The sequence below is a fragment of the Proteus sp. fly-1089 genome (assembly GCF_040138965.1).
In the GTDB taxonomy this organism is placed as follows: Bacteria; Pseudomonadota; Gammaproteobacteria; order Enterobacterales; family Enterobacteriaceae; genus Proteus; species Proteus vulgaris_B.
The window spans coordinates 118444-135944 of sequence record NZ_JBEETS010000007.1; the positions used below are offsets into that span (position 1 = coordinate 118444).

Below are 17501 nucleotides of genomic sequence, written 5' to 3' on the forward strand. Positions count from 1 at the left end.
GAGCTTTGAGATGGAAATATTAGACGCTTTAATGGTCGTTTTCAGTCTGGAAACGATAACGATGATCCTGTTAGGGGTATTCGCGGGTATTATTATCGGTGCATTACCTGGCTTAACAGTGAATATGGGAATTGCATTGCTACTCCCATTAACATACTCCTTCCAAGGAATGACAGGGATATTACTCCTGCTAGGAATGTATTGTGGTGCCGTTTATGGTGGCTCAATTACCGCGATATTGATTAGTACACCAGGTACTCCGGCCTCTGCTGCAACAGTCTTGGATGGTTATCCAATGGCGAAAAAAGGTGAAGCGGGGCGGGCACTGGGGTTATCCACAATGGGCTCCATGTTTGGAGGGATCTTTAGTACGATTGCCTTGATTGTGATTGCACCTCAATTGGCAAAAGTAGCAACAGGTTTCTCCGCAGCTGAGTATTTCGCGCTCGCAGTATTTGGCATAAGTATTATTACCAGTGTATCATCGCAATCGATTGTGAAAGGATTAATGGGGGGAGCAATTGGTTTAGCGATTGCGACCATAGGGCTTGATCCGATGACGTCAGGACCTCGTTTTACCTTTGATACCGTTTATTTAATGGGTGGTGTTTCGTTTATTCCTATCTTGGTCGGTTTGTTTGCTTTCTCTCAAGGACTTATTAGCTTTGAAGAAGAGTACCGTGAACGTAAGCAGAAGAAAAACGAAAAAATTAACGCACGTATTCACCGAGTCTTACCAACATGGGCTGATTTTAAACGTGTATTACCAACTTATTTTCGTTCATCTGCCATTGGTACAACGATTGGTGCAATTCCGGGAACGGGCGGAGATATTTCATCATTTATCTCTTATAACGAAGCAAAGCGTTGGTCTAAACACCCTGAAGAGTTTGGTCACGGTTCACCAGAAGGTGTTTCTGCACCAGAAGCGGGTGCAAACTCCGTCACAGGCGGAACTATGGTGCCGTTAATGACCTTAGGTATTCCAGGTGATGGTGCAACCGCCATTATTATGGGTGCGTTTATGGTTCAAGGATTGGCATTGGGGCCTCAGCTCTTTACAGACAATCCCGTTGAAGTAAACAGTATCTTTATTGGCTTGATGATGGCGAATATTTTCCTCGGTATCTTAGGTTTCTTATGTATGAAACTCTTTGTTCGAGTGATGGATGTGCCACGCCGTGTATTAGTGCCTATTATCTTTGTATTGTGTAGTGTAGGTGCTTATTCTGTAAACCATAGCATCATTGATGTGTTTGTAATGATGGGGGCGGGATTGTTAGCTTATATTATGATAAAGCTCGACTTTTCCATGTCTCCTGTAGTTATCGGGATTATTTTAGGACCGATGGCTGAATCAAACTTACGTCGTGCTTTAATGATGTCTCAGGGCGACTTATCAATTCTGTATACTCGCCCAATTACAGCGACATTCTTAGGTATTGCGATACTGACGTTGATCCTACCAATTATAGGGCCTTCGTTAAAAGCAATGTGGAAGAAATGCCGAGCTAAGCCTGCTCAGTAAAGGTTAACTGGTCCTCATCATTACGATGAGGACCATATCAATGATGGAATATTAATGGCAAAAACAGTTGAACAGATTGCAAATGACCTGAATTTGTCTATTACCACAGTCAGATTGGTATTAAATGGCAAAGGTGATCAATACCGGATCAGTGCAAAAACACAAAAAAAGATAGCAGACTATGTTGAGGTGTTTGGTTATACCGTCAATCATGCGGCAAGAAGCTTAAAGCTGAATAAAACAGATACCTACGGATTGGTTATTCCTCGTCTTTCTAACCCGTTTTTTGCTGCTTTGGCTGAAAAATTAGAAATGCATTGTCACCAAATTGGTTGTCAGCTAACAATTAGCTGTACCTATGGTGATATCAAAAATGAAAATAAACTTGTTAAATCAATGGATGAACGTAATGTTGATGGCATTTTTATTGTTTCATCCAGCCGAAAAAATCAGTTACACCATGTGAAACACCGCCAAAAACCCCTCGTTTTCTTAGATAGAGATTTTTCTGTGAGTGATGCTATTTGTGTAGCATCAGATAACTGCGACAGTGGGGCTCAACTGACAAGAGCAATGATAAAGCTAGATGCGCCAATCCATTTTTTTGCGGGAGATGCGTTATTGCCCACGATTGCAGCGCGCTTACGAGGTTATGTACAAGCGATAAAAGGGCATTATGGCGATGATAGCCGTGTAACGGTCTCTTATGCAGAACATAATACGACCAAAGATGGCGAACAAATGATGAAACAGTATTTAGAGCAACATCAGAAAATACCGACTCATTTTATTGCCTCATCACTGCCTATTCTTGAAGGTCTATTGAGCGTTATTCGTCAACACGAAGGTGTTATTCCTGCTCACCTCCATATTGGTACATTCGATGATCATGTGATGTTGAGCTTTTTACCTAATAACGTGTGGTCAATGAAGCAAAATGAGGCTTTATTGGTCGAAAAAGCCTTTGAAATCATGTCTGCAAAGATAGCAGGCACTACAGTTAAATCCCCTGCATTAATAAAAACACAGCTTATCGAGCGCCTAATTTCTACCCAGTGAGTCAATTAATCTTGCTAATCTACTCACAAAGTGAGGCGAATAAGCGATTTAATTGACTCATCACTGTATAAATAAAACACAATAGGAACATTAGTCTGCTCGTTTTATTGTTATTCTTTTTTTTACTTTTATAAATGCGCGCTACTCTATTGATAGAGCTTTAACAAAAATAAGGGCTCTTGATTATCTGCGATCAGAGGCTCATAATTTAAGCGGATAGTTCCATTTTATTAATATAAAAGGATATTAAAGAAAGATGAACGATGATGTTGACCGATGTCCTGAGTGTGAAGTAAGGGCATATTATACGAATGATTTTGTTCGTGTTTATCAAGCCTATTCTAATACTATTGCTCAGAGCGCAGTCGCAAACGGAACATTTGTTTCGCCCCCTTTTAGTATGACCCGTATGACTTGGGTAAAACCTTCCTTTCTTTGGATGATGTACCGTTCTGGTTGGGGACGTAAAGACGCTAATCAAGCTTCTATTCTTGCGGTTGATATTACGCATGAAGGCTTTCAAGAGATGCTGACTCAAGGAGTTGTGAGTCATTTTGACCCAGACCGCTATACTAGCGCTGAAGCTTGGAAAGAAGCGTCAGAAACCAGTAATATCCGCATTCAGTGGGATCCTGAACGTGATATTTATCTTAATCGGCTCAGTTATCGCACCATCCAAATTGGTTTGCGAAATCAAGCAGTTGAAAAATATTGTAAAGAGTGGATTGTGAATATTACGGATATTACCGATAAGGTACATAAAATAGATGCTTGTATTGCTAATGGTGATCTCGATACCGCATACAGCCTATTGCCAGCAGAAAAACTATATCACTTTGGTGAATAATTCATCAGAATGTCACCCCGCTTTATTGGCGGGGTAATTGTGTCAATTCATGCTCTAACAAGTTCAGGACGAACACCCAGCGTGTGGCAAATAGCATAAGTTAATTCTGAACGATTAAGCGTATAAAAGTGAAAATCTTTTACCCCTTCACGACTTAAAATTTTCACCATATCAATTGCAATTGATGCACCTACCAGACTACGGGTTTCAGGATCATTCTCCAATCCATCAAACATTTTATTCATCCATCCCGGAATTTTTACATTGGTTAAACCCGCAAAGCGTTTTAGCTGTTTAAAATTAGTTACAGGCAGAATACCTGGTACAATTTCCACATCAATCCCTGTTGAAACACAGCGATCACGAAAACGTAAGTAACTTTCTACATCAAAGAAAAACTGAGTGATGGCACGATTTGCTCCCGCATCTACTTTTCTTTTTAAGTTAATTAAATCCGCTTGTGCACTTTTTGCTTCAGGGTGCACTTCTGGATAAGCGGCAACAGAAATATCGAAATTACCTACGCCTTTGAGTAAATGGACTAAGTCAGTGGCGTACATTTCTGGCTTTTGTGTGTTATCGGGCAAGTCTCCGCGTAAAGCGACAATATGACGAATACCACTTTGCCAATAATCTTGTGCGATATGCTGGAGTTCTTCACGGCTTGCATCAACACAAGTTAAGTGTGGTGCTGCTTCTAATCCTGTGCGTTCTTTTATTCCTTTAATAATAGAGTGTGTTCTATCACGCTCTCCTGAGTTTGCACCATAGGTCACAGAAACAAAGCTCGGTTTTAAGGTATTTAAACGCGCAAGAGATTGCCAAAGGATATTTTCCATCTCTTCGGTACGAGGAGGAAAAAATTCAAATGAAACTTGGATCTGGCCATCTAATTCAGCAAGATTTTGGTTAAGCGCTTCATGTTGGCTTGCGTGATAAAAGCTCATACCTGTACCTCATCAATCTTTCACTGTGTTGTTATTTTTATTTAAGTATCACTACTTATTTGCCCATCTAACCATTTAGACGTCTAGATGTAGACTCTCTTAATTAGGTTATTTAGTCAACAACTATTCGCCCTATTTTTGATGAGGATAATTCAATCAAAAGGAGAGGGAATTTCATGTTGAAAGCGACTCTATGATGAAAGTGAGTATATTGAGGGGTTAATTTTCTCATTTTTCTTCTACAATAAAACTAACTAACGTATTGATGGGAGGCGAAATGATCACCTGTAAACGTGTTTATGATGATAAAGATGGTGAGCATGAAGGTTATCGTGTGTTAGTCGATAGGCTCTGGCCAAGAGGGGTGAAAAAGACAGATTTTCATTATGATGAATGGAATAAAGGTGTTGCGCCTTCGACTGAATTACGAAAATGGTTTCATGGTGGTGGAGGGGATTTTACTGAATTCACGCAACGTTATACGCAAGAATTAATAGCTGCGCCTGAACATTGGCAATTGCTTGTCGCAATAGCGAAAGAGCAACCGTTGGTATTACTTTATTCAGGTAAAGATAAGCAACAAAATAATGCGACAGTATTAAAAGCCTTTTTGGAAAAACAGCTTAAATAGGCATCAACAGGTTATATATTGATTTTTTTACTGTGAAAAAAGAAAAAAAGTGGCGCGGTATTAGGCGCCACAAAAATTGCTAATAAAAACATCGAACAGAGTCAGAGAATATTTTTATTACTCTTATACAGTGTGTGTATTTGCCAATAGCCATTGACTAATACGTTGTTTTTGCTCGTCATTTAGCCACATGCCGAGTTTAGTACGACGCCAAATAGCATCATCCACTTCAATAACCCACTCATGTTTTACTAAATAACGTAATTCTGCTTCATACAGATTATGACCGAAGTTTTCACCCATGCCTGCTAAATCAGTAATGCCTTCAAGCAGTAATTCGGTGTTGCTACCATAAGTACGGGCAAAACGCAGTGCCAGTGCTTCTGGTAACCAAGGATGACGTTGGCGAATTAAACGTGAATAACCATCACGATCACAACCTTCTAAATTACCGCCTGGTAATTGACCATTTTTAGTCCACGGTTTACCCATGTTAGGGAAGTAAGCAACAAGTTTATCAACAGCGTGCTCACCTAATTTACGATAAGTCGTTAATTTACCACCAAATACAGATAACAGTGGTGTTTGACCATTATCATCATGAACATCTAAGGTGTAGTCACGGGTAATTGCTTGTGGTGAATCTGATTCGTCGTCACATAATGGACGTACGCCAGAGTAATCCCATACCACATCTTCTTTAGTTAACTGCTTTTTAAAGTGATCGTTATAGACTTTCAGTAAATACTGAATTTCGTTGTCATCGATAGCGACATCTTTAGGATCGCCTTTATATTCAACATCCGTAGTACCAATGATAGAGAACTCATCCATCCAAGGAATAACGAAAACAATACGGTTATCTTCGTTTTGTAAAATATAAGCTTGTGGTTCGTTATGAGCACGAGGAATAACGATATGGCTACCTTTAATTAAACGGATACCATAAGGTGATTTCAGTTTTAAGCCTTCATCAAATAAGGTTTTAACCCAAGGACCTGCTGCGTTTACTAAGGCTTTGGCTTGGTAGAGCGATGTTTCACCTGTGCGTAAATCTTTTGCTTCTACCATCCATAAATTATTTTCACGCCAAGCGCGGGTGACTTTTGTGCGTGTGCGCACTTCACCACCACGACGGACGATTTCTTGTGCGTTGAGTACCACTAAACGTGCATCATCAACCCAACAGTCTGAATATTCAAAACCGCGTGTTAATTCTGGTTTTAAAACAGAGTTTGCACCAAATTTAATACCTTTACTGCTTGGTAGGCTTACTCGTTTTCCTAAATGATCATAAAGGAACAGACCAATACGGATCATCCAAGCTGGGCGTAAGTGTGGTTGGTGTGGTAGGCGAAAGCGCATTGGAAATGCGATATGTGGCGCTAAGCGTAATAACACTTCACGCTCTGCCAATGCTTCGCTTACTAAGCGGAATTCGTAGTGTTCTAGATAACGTAAGCCACCATGAATAAGTTTAGAGCTCGCGGAAGATGTCGCACTTGCTAAGTCTTGAGCTTCCAGCATAAGTACTGAAAGGCCTCGGCCAGCTGCATCCGCCGCAATTCCAGCGCCGTTTATTCCGCCGCCGATGACAATCAAGTCTTGAGTTTTCATAACATCCTCCTACGAATGCGCGAAACAATTCTTTAATGTTCGTTTTCGCTCATAATTGTAATGAAGTTTGATGAAAATGCCAACTATATAACTGATAAAAAACATAACCGCGTGATATGGATAACAATTTATTATCATATCCACATAATTTGTGGGCTTATTGAAAATAAGCAACATTGTTAATGTATTAATAAAAAAGAGAAGAAATAGAAGGAGTTAATTGAGTTTGATGGTGAATTGATAAAAAAAAGTACCTAAAAAGGTACTTTTCGAGGGAGTTTATTCAATTAACATAATTCGAGTTGAACGTTGTGTTGTTCGACAATTTTTTGTATCCCCGCTGGTGGTTCTTGATCGGTAAATAAGTAATCGATCAGATTCATATTGCCTAAATTTACCATCGCATTACGACCAAATTTAGAATGGTCAGTCACTAACATAACACAGCGCGAATTTTCGATAATTGCGCGTTTAGTGCGAACTTCGTGGTAATCAAACTCAAGCAATGAGCCATCCATATCAATACCACTTATCCCTAAAATACCGTAATCAAGACGGAATTGAGAGATAAAATCAAGTGTAGCTTCACCGACAATCCCTCCATCTCGTGTACGCACTTCACCACCTGCAAGGATCAAACGAAAGTCTTCTTTGCCCATCAGTAATGTTGCTACATTAAGGTTGTTAGTTACTATACGGAGGTTCTTATGGTTAATAAGTGCATGTGCTACGGCTTCAGGCGTTGTACCAATATCAATAAATAGTGTTGCACCATCAGGAATTAAACTCGCCACGCGTTGCGCAATCCGTGATTTTTCATCAGACCACATAATTTTACGATCATGATAAGCGGTATTCACAGAACTTGAAGGTAATGCGGCACCACCGTGATGACGTTGGATTTTGTTCTTTTCCGCTAATTCATTTAAATCACGTCGGATGGTCTGTGGGCTGACTTCAAAATGTTCCACCAACTCTTCAGTGCTGACATAGCCCTGTAGGCGTACCAGTTCAATGATGGCATCATGTCGTTGCGTTTGCTTCACAGGTGTCCCCTAATGTTAAAAATATCATGTTAATTTTATTATGATCTACGAGATAATTGATGTCGATTATCCCACAAAGCCATCAATAAGCCGATAAGGAAGCCTGCAAAATGTGCAGCATTTCCGATAGAGTCACCTAAAACGCCCATATAACCTGCAACAATCCATAAAATTGAAAAGACGATTAAACCTGTTGGGGCGCCAATACCTTTTTCAGGATTACGTATTCCGGTTAAACCAACATAGCCAATTAATGCGTAAACAACACCAGAAAGCCCACCAAAGTTGGAATCTGTAAACAAGGATTGTGCCCAATTACTAAAGAGCGCAGAAACGAGCATGATCACAAATAATTTACTGGTACCTAATCGCTGCTCTGTTTGACTTGCGAGATACCACCACATAGCAAGGTTAAAGGCGATATGCATCAGTGAAAAATGAATAAATGCTGGAGTAATATAGCGCCAAACTTCAAGGTTTAAGCTCTCTTCATAAGGCCATGCTAAATGGAGCATGACATCATAGTCACCAACCACTTGTTGCCAGATAAAAACGAGGATACATAAAATAATCACCAGTACCGTTAACGGGCCTGAACGCTGTACCATATTTTTTACCGAAAAAGCTGGACGATATTTTATACCCGTATTTTGCGGATTGCCGGTTTGCCAACTTGCGGCTTGATAGCGCGGATGAAAGGGCTCACGTAGGAACGTGTTAAGTTCTTTTTCAACCATTTCTAACTGATGTTGGTCTTCTAACCAAAGTGAGATTTGCTGATTCTCATTTTTTGCGTGAATTCGCACACCTTTTGTTGCCATGTAATTGACAAATAAATCAGCAGCTTGAGGGTTAGAAAGCGTAATAATGTGGATCATTGACAAAACTCATCCGTCGTTATTGCAGAGACGTTATCGCTTGTGGAAACTCTCTTTGCCATGCTTCAAAACCACCATTAATACTATAAACGGTTTCAAAGCCCATATTAACCAGATATTGAGCTGCCCCTTGACTGCTGTGGCCGTGATAGCACATCACCATAACAGGAACATCAAAGTCAGCATTTTGTAAAAATTGATTTAGCGTTTCATTGGTGAGATGAAATGCATTTGTCGCATGACCAAAGCGATAACTCTGAGGATCTCTCACATCGACTAAAATAGCCGATTGAGATACCCAGAATTGATAAGCTTGTTCAATGCTAAGAAATTGAAACTTATCCATAATTGTCTTATTTATTATATTGTTAATTAATTTATTTGTTCTGAGCGAGAGAACGACACATTTATCATAACGTCAAATGGGTAAAGATAACGTAACTCTTTGTAAATGATTATTTTAATATAAAAATCCCCCATGATATCAGTGCAGGTGAATATCATAGGGGATTTGATACTGAAGGATCAGTAGTAGGAGTGTTCGCCACGTTGGTGCTCAGTTAAGTCTTTCACACCTTTTAATTCATTAGGGAACAGGTTTAATAGTTCTTTCTCGATGCCATCTTTTAAAGTGACATCAATCATTGAACAACCGTTACAACCACCACCGAATTGTAAGATAGCATAGCCATCTTCAGTGATTTCCATCAGACTCACGCGACCACCATGACCCGCTAATTGAGGGTTAATTTGTGACTGCAACACGTATTCAACACGCTCAATTAATGGTGCATCAGCATCAACTTTACGCATTTTCGCGTTAGGTGCTTTTAGGGTTAATTGTGAGCCTAGTTGGTCAGTGACAAAATCAATTTCAGCATCTTCTAAGAAAGGTGCGCTGATGTCATCAACATACGCAGAAAGTTTTTCGAACTTAATTTCAGTATCGTTTGGCTCTACGGCATCAGGTGGGCAGTATGAAACGCCACATTCAGCATTAGGTGTGCCTGGATTGATAACGAATACACGAATTTGGGTGTTGGGTTCTTGGTTAGCCAGTAGTTTGGCAAAATGCGCCTGTGCGGCATCAGTAATAATAATCATATCGTCTTGCTCAATAGTTGACTGTTCTGGTTGGTTATCATACGCCCAATTGGCGGTTAACTACAAGGTTCGACAAATCGCCCATACCTCAACAGAGCGTGCTCCCGCACGAAATAACAAGGGTACGATGGAATTTAATGTCGCACCTGTAGTGATAACATCATCAATTAGTGCCAGATTTTTCCCTGATACCGACACTGTGTTATTTAATACAAATGCATGTTTTAAATTTTGTTGCCTTTGCTTGGCATTAAGATGCGTTTGCACCAGTGTAGCACGAGTTCTTATCAGGGTATTCGGTTGATAAGCACAATTTAGCCATCTTGCCAAAGGCTTAGCGATAGCTTCTACTTGCTCAAAGCCTCTAGACCAACGGCGATGACGATGTAAAGGAACGCTAATAATTCTGTCAGGTTTCTGCACCAAATTTTCTCGCCGATGTGAAAGCCATCGCAATAGAAAAAGTCGTGCAAGACATAAAGCTATTTGAGGGCGAGGTTGGTATTTATAAAGGTGTAATAATTTATTTAATGGCGGTTGATAGTCGGTGACTGTCAACATCTGTTTCCATAGTGGGGGTGATTGTAAGCAACGCCCGCACAACATCATAGAATGATGAGAAGGATATAAGCAACAAGGGCATCGATTTTGTTGTTTTGGTAGATGTCGAATACAACTCGAACAAATACCTTTAGTATCATAATCTAAGGGTTGACGACATAGCCAACAATATCCTGCTATTGTTATCCACATAATGAACATCCTTGTAAAAGAGAAGAGAGCATAACAATGAATAAACTGTATTGGCAGACAATCGGTGAAGGAAAAACAGATCTTGTGCTACTACACGGATGGGGGCTGAATGCGCAGGTGTGGCAATCATTAATACCGAGATTAACCTCGCATTTTACACTTCATCTTGTTGATTTACCGGGTTATGGGCGTAGCCAAGGATTTTCAGCACTCACATTAAAAGAAATGGCAGAGATTGTTTTTGCAAAAGCGCCTGCTAATGCCATTTGGCTAGGGTGGTCTTTAGGTGGATTAGTCGCTAGCCGTGTTGTTTTAGATAATCCCAATAAGGTACAAGCGTTGATTACCGTAGCTTCTTCTCCTTGCTTTAGTGCACATGATACTTGGCCGGGCATCAAACCTGAGGTTTTGAAAGGATTTGAACAGCAGTTAAATGAAAATTTTCATCGCACAGTTGAGCGCTTTTTAGCACTGCAAACATTGGGTACTCAAAGTGCCCGTGAAGATATGAAAGCATTAAAATCCGTGGTATTAGAGCAACCACTCCCTTCTGTTGAGGTGCTTAATGGTGGATTAGAAATTCTACGTACTGAGGATTTACGAGAAGAATTGAAAACGTTGAGTTGTCCTTTTATTCGTTTTTACGGTTATTTAGATGGTTTAGTTCCTCGAAAAGTGGCCGAATTATTAGATACTTTTTATCCACATTCACCGTCTGTTATTTTCCGTAATGCGGCTCATGCACCGTTTATTTCACATCCTGATGAATTCGCTCAAGCATTAATGAATGTCTGCGATATCACGTGATAGGGTGCTAAAAACTGCCCATATTTGGGCAGTGATAAATCTTTTTATACGAGCACGTTCTCAAGATGAAAAGATGTCTCAAAAATAGGGGCATTCTTTATGGTGTCAGCAACAGGGCAAGTGCGTTCAATAAAAGCGATAAATGCAGCAATTTCTTCTTCGCTATTATCAGCTTGAATAAAAAAGTGTGTCGTAATTTTACTAAAGCCTAATTTGGCGTCTTTATTTTTTCCCGTAAAACCATCGGTATCTAATTCGCCTTTAACTTCAATGCGAATATCGTTGAGATTAATTTTATGCATACGCGCAAAGCTTTTGGCAACAATCCCCTTACAAGCACCTAATGTACCCAATAATGCTTCAACAGGATTCATTGCACTGTCTTTTCCACCTAATGACATAGGTTCATCAAGTAAAAATTGAAACTGGCGTGATGCACATTGCATCTGTAATCCACCTTGTTTACTGGTTGTAATGGTCGATGAAAATTCAGTTATTGGCATAATTTTATATTCTTATAAAGTGAAATAACAATAGACGTCTTTACGTCTATATTTAAAGAATTATGCCGTGATAGTTAGGAAAGTAAATCATTAAATAGGAAGATGAAAATGATTCATCTTAAGCATTAGATAAAAACCCCTACATAAAGTAAGGGTTTTTGTGATGGCATTTATCAATTTGTTAGGTTAATTGATAAAGCTTTGTCTGGCAGGCAGTGGCTTCAGGGCAACTTTTACAACTGCCTGTGAGACACTCCTCTACATCTACTTCTTGAAGCTTACCCATCAATGTGAGCCGTTCTAACATTGCTTGTACCAACGGTTCAGGCATATTGAGTTGATGGCTGATAAGACGGGCATCGGCTCGACCATTAAGGGCGATACAATCACGAACTTCTATCAAACTGGCCATCTTACCTTTCCTTTGTCACCTAGTGACAACTACCTTTTGAACAACATTGTTTAGCCAATGAAGGCTTATTGCTTAAGTTTATTGTTAGACGACTACGGGCATTACGCAACAAGATAAAGAGAATTAAGTTAAAGATCACCACGGCAACAATGGTTATGCCACTACTTTGCGGATGCTCACTAAAGGTTGCTACTTGATAGAACAGCGCTGACAATGAGTAAGCAATATTTAATCCCCAAAGAATGGAGAAAGTCATCCAGCCACGGCTTGTTTCACGGGCAATGGCACCCATTACTGAAACACAAGGTACATACAGTAAAACAAAGATTAAGTAGCTGTATGCGGCAATACCAGAGCCAAATTTAGCTCCCATGGTACCCATAGTGCCGGTATCCATTTCACCATCACCTTTACTTGCTTCAATTGGATTAGAAAGTGCGGCTAGGGTAAAGGTTTCTTTTAAGCTATCCCATGTTTCACCAAAAGCGTCACTAATTTCACCCCAAAGATCGAATTCTTCAGGATCAAAAGGCTCGTTCACAATGCTTTCCGCGGTATAAAGGGTATTTAATGTTCCTACAACCACTTCTTTTGCCATCGCCCCTGTGACTAAACCTACCGTTGCTTGCCAGTTATCGTTATGAACACCAATAGGTTGCAATAATGGTGTGATCACTTTACTGACCGATGCTAATGCAGAGTCATTGATGTTATCGGCAGGTTTACCTGAGAAGGTAAAGCTATTTAATGCACCGATAAACATACTGGCAATAATAATGACTTTACCAGCACGTATTACGAAGCCTTTTAAACGTTGCCAAGTTTGCATCAATAAGGTTTTTAGATGAGGCACATGGTAAACAGGCAGTTCCATCACGAAAGGTGAGGCTTCACCACGCATAATGGTATGTTTTAGCAGTAACCCCGTCAAAATAGCGACAACAATACCCAGAAGATAAAGCGAGAAAACCACACTCGCGCCATTTTTACCAAAGAAAGCGGCGGCAAAAACAGCAAAGATAGCTAAGCGTGCACCACAAGACATAAACGGTGCCATTAATACTGTGATTAATCGTTCTCTTGGAGCATCGAGGGTACGTGCACCCATAATGGATGGTACGTTACAACCAAAGCCGACAATCAGCGGTACGAATGATTTACCCGGCAGACCCAAAGCCTGCATCAATCTATCCATTACAAAAGCAGCTCTAGCCATATAGCCAGAATCTTCAAGGATAGATAAGAACAAGTACATCATCCCGATTTGTGGCACGAGAGGAAGAACAGTATTGATACCACCACCGACACCTTGTGCAAGGAAAATGGTTAACCATTCTGGAAAGTTAAAGGTTGCACCAATCCATTGAATACCATGAATAAAGATGGCTTCAGATCCACCTTCAAAAGCGGGTTGTAATGCACCACCGATGTTAATCGCCAAAACGAACATTAAATACATTACAAACAGGAAGATAGGTACACCTAACCAACGGTTTAATATCACTTTATCGATATTTTGTGTCAGGATATTTGGCTTAATAGACTCCATATTAATCACAGTATGACAGATGCGTTCAATATTTTGATAACGGGCATCTGCAATGACTAATTCGGGTTCATTATTGTGTTCATCTTGAATTCGCTGACGAATAGCTTTGATATCTTCGGTGGTAACTTGAGCACGCTGATGGGTATAAATATCCCCTTCTAAACACTGTAATGCCATCCACCGACGTTGCTGTAAATTAAACTCATCATGGTTAATTTTTTCAGCGAGCGCTTCGACTTCATTAAGTAACCATATTGGGTAGGATGTGAGTAATTCTTGTGGTTTTTTCTTTTCAGCAGGAAAAGTGTCAATCGCGTCTTTGAGCTTATCCATTCCCGATGCTTTTGTTGAAACCATAGGAATAACAGGGCAACCCAGTTGCTCAGACAACGCTTTGATATCAATTTGCATATCTTGATGTTCTGCAATATCGAGCATGTTTAATGCCACAATGCAGGGAATGCCTAACTCAAGAAGCTGTAATGTCAAATAAAGGTTTCGTTCAAGATTAGAGGCATCAACAACGTTAATCAGCATGTCGGCTTCATTACTTAAAATGAAATGACAGGCAATTTGCTCATCAAGCGATGTCTGTTCTGAGATTGTCGTTAAAGAGTAAGTGCCGGGTAAATCGACGAGCTCAATTTTATGATTTGTCGTTGTGAAACGACCAACTTTGCGTTCGACCGTCACACCCGCCCAGTTACCTACGCGCTGGCGAGAGCCTGTTAACTGATTAAAAAGTGTCGTTTTACCAGCATTGGGGTTGCCGATAAGGCCTATAGTGAGAGGAGTCATAATAGTGATGCCAATAGTTGTCTTGCCTGGTTGAATGAGAAATAACGATTATTTTTCGTTATGAACCACTTCGCTAAGGTTAATAAGTGCGAGATCTTTTTTTCTCAAAATGAGGGATACTCGGTGCGTTTCTATTTGAATAGGGTCACCCAGTGGTGCGATACGAATAACGTTAAACACAGCGCCAGGCAACATACCTAAAGATAGCAACTTCTGCCTGTATGCAGGGCTAATCTGAGGTGAGTAGCTCAAGATTTTATAACTGTGATTTGGGATCAGTGACATAAATCGTTCTTCCACGAATATTGATACAAAAAATAATGATACTGATAATTATTAACGTATATAAAAATTCACATAATAAGAGTCAGGATAATTATAATAAATATTTTTAATGCTAATGAGAATTATAATTATCTTTATTGGGTATAATTTAGCCTACTCTAGGCTTATCAACACTTGATTTAAATCAACCAGAGAAAAGATATTGGAAGGAAAACGAACTGTTTTCTCTATCTGTTACTAGACAAAAACAAAATGTGAAGAGTTGAGATATCAATGTAGCAACAAAATAACAATCAATTAATAATGTTAACTGATCACAAGATGAAAGTAGATTTCACTGAAATTAAAAGCGGGTTTCTCATTATTATTAAATAAGAAACCCGCATTAGGGTTATGAGATCGTTAGCTATTAGTGAGTCTGTTGGTGGCTAAAAAGCTGGTAAATATTGTTAGGGGTATAACTATTATCTTCGAATGAAACGACCCAATCTGTTATTAAATCTATATTGATAGGATAGATTTCACCTTCTTGCATCTCTTCAACATAAAATGGCACGTTGAGTAATTTGGCATAAACGATGTCTCCATCACGAGACTGTGGCACAAACCACATATGTTCAAGCTCTTTTTCTTCCTCTTCGCCATAAGGAATGCCGAACTTGATCATAAATTGCCAAGGGTTTTCAGCCTCTTCGGGTTTGTCTTTACCTAATAATTTGGAGAGAAAACCACTTTTTTTCTCAACAGATGGTTGATTGTAGTTATCAAACATAGAAACGAAGTATTCCCAGCGTCGCTTGGCTTTTTCAGACATCTCATAGGTTTCTTCATTGCTACGCAGTAGCATCATCGCTTGCTGCTCTTCATAACCTTTAAAGAAGGTTTCTAAAACAGGATTTTCTTCATTGGTTCTAAATAGCATAGAGGAAGGATGTTGATGATATTCGTCACGATCGGCTAAATCACCCAAGAAAACCCCATTGGGTGCACCTTCAGTGTCATAACGCATCTCTTCTAAAGGTCTAAGATTTTCGAGAGGTGTTGATTGATTGATATGGCGGATACCTTCTTCAAAAGGTAAGGCAACAAGATACTCTAAACCTGTTGATGTTTGTCCACAAAGCATTGGTTCTCCAAATTCGATTTGGCGATGATTAATGCTGTTGTTAACAAAGCAACGGAAGAGATCAGGAATACCATAGTAAGATTCAAGCATACTTGGAATAACTAAATCGACTTCTGTTAAGCCACAGCGTGCGAGCCCATGAGTATGGAACCAAAACATTGTTGGTGGATCGTTCTCTGTATCATAGACTGCATGAATAACATATAAGCTTTCTACTTCAGGATAGAGATCGGGGGTCTTTAATTGAAAACGGACCCACTCTGGTGTTAAGGCTTTACCTGCCGCTGATTCATCTAATGCCAAAACCATTTCGGGGGCAATAATATTTAGAAAATTCAGTTGATGACGGTAACTTGCTAAGGGATGTAACGCCTCGGTAAAGAGCGTTTCTAATAATAAATCTTGAGTAGTGGCATTTGCGTGCGCTAATAACTGCGGGGTCAGTTCATCTGTCGAATACATTGGGCGTATTTCATAATCTTCATCTCGAGGATAAAGACAGACAAAAAAATGTAATTCATTATCTCCATGTTGGCAACGATAGAAAAAACCATCATCAATATTTTCACTCAGATAATTAATTTCACCATCCGTATAATCCGTCTGCTCTTCTAGGCGTTGCTCAATAAGTGCATAGTTTAGTGGCTGTGCAGGAAAAGCCACTATACGAGAGGGCACTTTTTCTCCTTGCCCGGCTGCGATATCTAAGTACTGCTGTCTGTTATCCATATTTCTTATCACTCGTATATTAAAGATAGAAAAATAGAATATCAGGGATGATAAGAGAGGAATAGGTGGAGTTATCTGAGCTTGATAGGTTTGTTTATGTCATCACAAGAAAAGGGTGTTTTCAAACATAAATCAAATGTGAAAAAAACGGAAAAAATATAAAACTAATGGATATCAATAGTTTACTGATATCCATTAGATGTAAGGTAATCAATACAAATTATTAGCCTTTTGATTATTTACCTTTTAGTAATTGCATGATGTCTTCAGTTTTTTCTTCATCGTCATCATCTTCAAACTCAATACCGAGTTCAACCATTAATTCGTCAATACGATCAAGGGTTTTTTCAGTATAAGCCTGCTCTTCAGCGTTAAGTTTTTCACCATTTTCAAGGCGAGACAGTAATTCGTCTAAACGAGTATCGTTTTCTAACAAGTCTAATTCTTGTTCAGGTGTTAAACGAACCGGTTCTGCTTTGACGGGCGCAGGTTTTTTCTTCGCCACTTTAGGTGTATCACCCACAATCAGAGGGATTGGTTTTTTACTACCAATACGTGGATCTTTCGGTACTGTATTTTTAGTTTGGTTTTTATTTTCCATTTCCTGCTGACGGTTACCAGCAGGATTGCCACGGTGTTTCTTTTGACGTTTGCGTTCACGTCCTTCCGCGTTCAGCTCTTCACGTGTTTTTTTACGTGTTTTTGCTGCGGGCTTTCTTTTAATCATATTCATAATGGTAACTCGGTAGTGATCTTCTTGGTTGCGCAATCTATCAGAAACAAATTTTCAATAAAAGCGCAAATTTAAGACAATTTAATTTTTGCTCACGTACAATGTGCGGTTCATTTCACTATACTTTACTGTGTTGTGACATCTTTTAA

Annotated in this window: 18 protein-coding genes; 5 read left to right on the forward strand and 13 right to left on the reverse strand. The window is 39.5% G+C overall.

Going from position 1 to position 17501, the window contains the following annotated elements; genetic code table 11:
- Positions 1 to 10: 10 nt before the first annotated feature.
- The 3 genes from ABN080_RS14835 (at position 11) to ABN080_RS14845 (ending at position 3434) form a co-directional block, all read left to right on the forward strand.
- Positions 11 to 1528: a tripartite tricarboxylate transporter permease gene (locus tag ABN080_RS14835; RefSeq protein ID WP_072068871.1), complete on the forward strand. Its 1518-nt coding sequence runs from the start codon at positions 11 to 13 to the stop codon at positions 1526 to 1528.
- Between the two features lie 54 nt (positions 1529 to 1582).
- Positions 1583 to 2587, forward strand: coding sequence for a LacI family DNA-binding transcriptional regulator (locus ABN080_RS14840; RefSeq protein ID WP_340894274.1), 1005 nt, complete (start codon positions 1583 to 1585; stop codon positions 2585 to 2587).
- Positions 2588 to 2843: 256 nt separating this feature from the next.
- The gene (locus ABN080_RS14845) at positions 2844 to 3434 is read left to right on the forward strand and encodes a DUF4291 domain-containing protein (RefSeq protein WP_349441409.1); all 591 of its coding nucleotides are present in this window, start codon (positions 2844 to 2846) and stop codon (positions 3432 to 3434) included.
- 47 nt (positions 3435 to 3481) lie between these two features.
- Here the strand turns inward: ABN080_RS14845 and metF are convergent, their stop codons facing one another.
- The gene (gene metF / locus ABN080_RS14850) at positions 3482 to 4381 is read right to left on the reverse strand and encodes a methylenetetrahydrofolate reductase (RefSeq protein WP_072068868.1); all 900 of its coding nucleotides are present in this window, start codon (positions 4379 to 4381) and stop codon (positions 3482 to 3484) included.
- A 277-nt stretch (positions 4382 to 4658) separates the two neighbouring features.
- Between metF and ABN080_RS14855 the strand changes: the two genes are divergently transcribed.
- The gene (locus ABN080_RS14855; RefSeq protein ID WP_196554405.1) at positions 4659 to 5012 is read left to right on the forward strand and encodes a DUF488 domain-containing protein; all 354 of its coding nucleotides are present in this window, start codon (positions 4659 to 4661) and stop codon (positions 5010 to 5012) included.
- A 123-nt stretch (positions 5013 to 5135) separates the two neighbouring features.
- Here the strand turns inward: ABN080_RS14855 and glpD are convergent, their stop codons facing one another.
- The 6 genes from glpD to gntX form a co-directional block, all read right to left on the reverse strand.
- Positions 5136 to 6629, reverse strand: a complete 1494-nt coding sequence (gene glpD, locus ABN080_RS14860) for a glycerol-3-phosphate dehydrogenase (RefSeq protein ID WP_349441411.1) — start codon at positions 6627 to 6629, stop codon at positions 5136 to 5138.
- 287 nt (positions 6630 to 6916) lie between these two features.
- The gene (locus tag ABN080_RS14865) at positions 6917 to 7675 is read right to left on the reverse strand and encodes a DeoR/GlpR family transcriptional regulator (protein WP_006534541.1); all 759 of its coding nucleotides are present in this window, start codon (positions 7673 to 7675) and stop codon (positions 6917 to 6919) included.
- A gap of 38 nt (positions 7676 to 7713) precedes the next feature.
- Complete coding sequence (glpG, locus tag ABN080_RS14870) at positions 7714 to 8553, reverse strand: rhomboid family intramembrane serine protease GlpG (protein WP_196554403.1); 840 nt, start codon at positions 8551 to 8553, stop codon at positions 7714 to 7716.
- A gap of 19 nt (positions 8554 to 8572) precedes the next feature.
- Entirely contained in the window at positions 8573 to 8899 is a 327-nt protein-coding gene (gene glpE, locus ABN080_RS14875; RefSeq protein WP_072068864.1) for a thiosulfate sulfurtransferase GlpE, read from the reverse strand.
- A gap of 179 nt (positions 8900 to 9078) precedes the next feature.
- On the reverse strand, positions 9079 to 9657 hold the full coding sequence (gene nfuA, locus ABN080_RS14880) for a Fe-S biogenesis protein NfuA (protein ID WP_072068863.1): 579 nt from the start codon (positions 9655 to 9657) through the stop codon (positions 9079 to 9081).
- Between the two features lie 60 nt (positions 9658 to 9717).
- Complete coding sequence (gntX, locus tag ABN080_RS14885; protein ID WP_196554402.1) at positions 9718 to 10410, reverse strand: DNA utilization protein GntX; 693 nt, start codon at positions 10408 to 10410, stop codon at positions 9718 to 9720.
- Positions 10411 to 10446: 36 nt separating this feature from the next.
- On the opposite strand from gntX, the gene bioH reads away from it, so the two are divergent.
- Entirely contained in the window at positions 10447 to 11217 is a 771-nt protein-coding gene (gene bioH / locus ABN080_RS14890) for a pimeloyl-ACP methyl ester esterase BioH (RefSeq protein WP_349441413.1), read from the forward strand.
- 44 nt (positions 11218 to 11261) lie between these two features.
- On the opposite strand, the gene ABN080_RS14895 is transcribed toward bioH, so the two are convergent.
- The 6 genes from ABN080_RS14895 to yihI form a co-directional block, all read right to left on the reverse strand.
- Positions 11262 to 11720 carry an OsmC family protein gene (locus ABN080_RS14895; protein ID WP_072068860.1) on the reverse strand — a complete coding sequence of 153 codons (459 nt, stop codon included), beginning with the start codon at positions 11718 to 11720 and terminating at the stop codon, positions 11262 to 11264.
- 181 nt (positions 11721 to 11901) lie between these two features.
- Positions 11902 to 12132 carry a FeoC-like transcriptional regulator gene (locus tag ABN080_RS14900; protein WP_072068859.1) on the reverse strand — a complete coding sequence of 77 codons (231 nt, stop codon included), beginning with the start codon at positions 12130 to 12132 and terminating at the stop codon, positions 11902 to 11904.
- A gap of 19 nt (positions 12133 to 12151) precedes the next feature.
- Positions 12152 to 14479, reverse strand: coding sequence for a Fe(2+) transporter permease subunit FeoB (feoB, locus tag ABN080_RS14905; protein ID WP_349441415.1), 2328 nt, complete (start codon positions 14477 to 14479; stop codon positions 12152 to 12154).
- Positions 14480 to 14527: 48 nt separating this feature from the next.
- Positions 14528 to 14764, reverse strand: coding sequence for a ferrous iron transporter A (gene feoA / locus ABN080_RS14910; protein ID WP_036914344.1), 237 nt, complete (start codon positions 14762 to 14764; stop codon positions 14528 to 14530).
- Between the two features lie 409 nt (positions 14765 to 15173).
- Positions 15174 to 16619 (reverse strand): DUF4026 domain-containing protein, encoded by a 1446-nt coding sequence (locus ABN080_RS14915; protein WP_196554400.1) that lies wholly within the window; start codon positions 16617 to 16619, stop codon positions 15174 to 15176.
- A gap of 235 nt (positions 16620 to 16854) precedes the next feature.
- Complete coding sequence (gene yihI, locus ABN080_RS14920) at positions 16855 to 17352, reverse strand: Der GTPase-activating protein YihI (RefSeq protein WP_072068857.1); 498 nt, start codon at positions 17350 to 17352, stop codon at positions 16855 to 16857.
- Between the last annotated feature and the right edge of the window lie 149 nt (positions 17353 to 17501).